Raw genomic sequence first — 1,782 nt, forward strand, 5'->3', positions numbered from 1 at the left:
CCGGCGAGAACGATGCGTCGGTTGCGCGATCCGCTATCCGCGGGGCGACGAGCGCGCTGACGGAACCGTCGGCCCACAGCTGCTGGCCGCGCAGCATCACCGTACCGAGCCGGTTCTCGCGCAGGCTCGCCGGGTCCACCGAGGTCACGGAACGGACGGCGTTGTCGCGGAAAAAGTCGGTGGGGTTGTAGCCGGTCGCAACGCCGAGCCGTACATTGACGCGGCCGGCCTGCAGCAGCGTGCTGCCGCTGCCTACGCGGCCGTCCACATACAGTTCCTTCAGCGTGTTGATCGCGCCCGAGTCGCCATCGAAGCGCCACGGACCGTTCAGGTCGAGTCGGTCTGCCAGGCTGATGCCCCACCCGTTCGAGAATGCATGACGCGCAGTCAGGTCGAGCGACAGCCGCGTGGCCGTCCGCGTGCCGCCCGGCCGCAAGGTGGCGAAACGCAGGCCCGGCTCGAGACTGAACTGGTACTTGCCGTCGTCGACCTTCTGCACCGGCGTCGCGTCGGCCAGCGCCAGCCCGGCCTCTTCCGCGTCGTTGGCATGGCATACGCCCGCCATGCCGGCCAACGCGATACAGGCGATGCCGATGCGCGTCATCATTCAGGCTGGAAACGCGCCATGAAATCGGACTGGAACCAGGCGTCCGGAATCTCCCTCGCCACATAGTCCGCATATCGCATCACGGTCACGAGATTCGGATTGAGCCCGTCGATGATCACGATCTCGGTGGGCCGCAATGCGCCGAGCTGTTGTTGAAACCGTCGATAGAATGCCGTCTTGAGAAGCTTGCCGCTTTCGCTGAAGAAACGTGCCTTCACGGGGCGCGAGTCCGTCGTATCGATCCACATTTCGATCGAGTGATACGTCATGTCGGATACGCTCTGGACGAGCTTCAACCGGTAGGCACGGCGCATCCGGCGCTCGCCGTCCTGCACGTCCTCCTCCGCCTCGACCTGGGCACGATATCCCTGTGCGAAATTGACGGTGACCACGTCGCCGTTCGACGCCTGCCCGAGCAACCGTTGCTGCGGCGAAATGCGGATCGTTGCCTTGCTCGCCGGATCGAAAAACCACAGATCGTTGCCGCTCTTGAGCATCAGCTTGTTCGCATCGCGTGCCGGCGCGGCGAATCGAATCAGGCTGCGAAACTGGCCGCTCGCCGGGTTGATCCGCGAATAGGCGGTCAGTGCGTTCGAATCCGTTTGCTTGCCATCGGTGTACTGGGTCAGCGTGACATTCAGCGTGAACGGCTCGCTCGGGTTGCGAACGGCATCGCTCGCGGCGAGGATGCGTTGCGGATCGGGCGCGGCGTGTGCGGTACAGCAGGCGAGTGCGAGGATCGCGGCGGCGGACAGGCGCGCCATCGAATGCGTCTGCATCGGAATCTCCGGGGCAAATACGGAATGACAGGGACGAGTTCGGCTCCCACCCGAAAACGGGTGGAAAACCGACAGGCTTGGGGAAGGAACGGGGTGCCGCTGCGGTGTGCGGCTCAGTAGCCCGGATACTGCATCTGCAGTGCGACCCATGCGGCCGTGCGCTTGCCGAACTCGGACGAGATCGCGTTCAGCGATGCATCGAGCGCATGCAACGGATAGCGCGTGATCGGCGCGGACAACATCCTCGTCGGCGCGTCGACGCCGGCCACGCGGTCGGGAACGATCGTCAACCCGCGCCGGGTGCGCAGGGGTTCCCGGTTCGCGGCCACCGTGTAGGCGGTCGAGCGGAACGTCGTCGAATAGGCGTCGGCCTCGAGCACGAGCGCGATTTCGTCG

At 65.2% G+C, this 1,782-nt stretch carries 1 protein-coding gene and 2 pseudogenes; all 3 read right to left on the minus strand.

Going from position 1 to position 1,782, the window contains the following annotated elements; all coding sequences use genetic code 11:
- Nucleotides 1-607: pseudogene (locus A9Z05_RS38290) on the minus strand (hypothetical protein); the annotation flags it as partial.
- On the minus strand, nucleotides 604-1,386 hold the full coding sequence (locus A9Z05_RS33775) for an outer membrane lipoprotein-sorting protein (RefSeq protein ID WP_084044565.1): 783 nt from the start codon (nucleotides 1,384-1,386) through the stop codon (nucleotides 604-606). The gene A9Z05_RS33775 and the pseudogene A9Z05_RS38290, both read right to left, overlap by 4 nt.
- Before the next feature lie 113 nt (nucleotides 1,387-1,499).
- Nucleotides 1,500-1,782: pseudogene (locus tag A9Z05_RS33780) on the minus strand (transcriptional regulator); the annotation flags it as partial.

Origin of the sequence: Burkholderia sp. A2, from assembly GCF_001729305.1 — a bacterium.
In the GTDB taxonomy this organism is placed as follows: Bacteria; Pseudomonadota; Gammaproteobacteria; order Burkholderiales; family Burkholderiaceae; genus Burkholderia; species Burkholderia sola.